At 69.9% G+C, this 1,379-nt stretch carries 1 protein-coding gene; it reads left to right on the top strand.

Translation table 11 applies throughout. The features are described from left to right. Positions 1-1,379 (top strand): condensation domain-containing protein (locus tag V7787_RS52780; protein ID WP_336095449.1); only part of this gene is annotated, 1,379 nt, incomplete at both ends.

The raw sequence follows: 1,379 nt of genomic DNA, 5'->3' as shown, positions 1-1,379 counted from the left end.
TGGTTCTTCGACCAGCGCATGAGCGAGCCGCAGCACTGGAACCAGTCGCTGTTGCTGCGCGGCACCGAAACGGTGGATGCCAGCGCATTGGAGCAGGCGCTGCTGGCACTGTACGCCCAGCACGACGCCCTGCGCCTGCGCTTTGCCGACGGCAGCGCCGAACACGGTCCGCTGCAGCCGGCCCAGCCGTTGCTATGGCGTGCCGCGCTGCGCAGCGCCGAGGAAATCGAGGCGACCTGCGAAGAGGCCCAGCGTAGCCTGGACCTGGCCCAGGGCCCGCTGCTGCGTGCGGTGCTGATCGACCTGGCCGACGGTGGCCAGCGCCTGCTGCTGGTGATCCACCACCTGGTGGTCGATGGCGTGTCCTGGCGCGTGCTGCTGGAAGACCTGCACGATGCCTACCGCCAGGCCCTGGCGGGCAGCACGCCGAAACTGCCGACCAAGACCAGCGCCTTCAAGACCTGGGGCGAACGCCTGCAGCAGCATGCCGCAAGCCTGGGCAACGAGCTGGCCTACTGGCAAGGGCAACTGGCCGGTGCGCCGCTGGACCTGCCCGAGGCCGAGCTGGGCGCCAGCCTGCAGAACCGTCACCGCCAGAGCGTGCAGGCACGCCTGGATGCCGAGCTGACCCGACGCTTGCTGCAACAGGCCCCGGCGGCCTACCGCACCCAGGTCAACGACCTGCTGCTGACCGCCTTGGCCCGGGTGGTGTGCCGCTGGAGCGGCGCCGATTCGGCGCTGGTGGAGCTGGAAGGCCATGGCCGCGAAGACCTGTTCGACGACATCGACCTGAGCCGTACGGTGGGCTGGTTCACCAGCGCCTACCCGGTGCGCCTGACCCCGGCCGCCGAGCTGGGCGCCTCGATCAAGCAGGTCAAGGAACAGCTGCGCGGCGTGCCGCACAAGGGCATCGGTTTCGGCGCTTTGCGCTACCTGGGCGACGAGGCTGCGCGCGCGAGCCTGGCCGGGCTGCCGGTGCCGCGCATCACCTTCAACTACCTGGGCCAGCTGGATGGCCAGTTCGATGAGCGGGCGCTGTTCGTGCCCGCTGCCGAAAGCGCAGGTGAGGAGCAGAGCCCGCTGGCGCCGCTGGGCAACTGGCTGGTGCTCAATGGCCAGGTGTATGGCGGCGAGCTGAGCCTGGCGTTCAGCTTCAGCGGGCAGATGTTCGCCCGCGCGACCATCGAGCGGCTGGCGCGGGCCTACGAGGCGGAGCTGGCGGCGCTGGTCGAGCACTGCCAGGCGCCGCAAGGGTTGACGCCGTCGGACTTCCCGCTGGCGGGCCTGAGCCAGGCGCAACTCGACGCACTGCCAGTGGCGGTGGCCGAGGTCGAAGACATCTACCCACTGTCGCCGATGCAGCAGGGCATGCTGTTCCA

This window comes from Pseudomonas sp. CGJS7, assembly GCF_036961695.1.
Note: the sequence above shows the minus strand (reverse complement) of the source record. Positions and strands in the feature narration are given on the sequence as shown.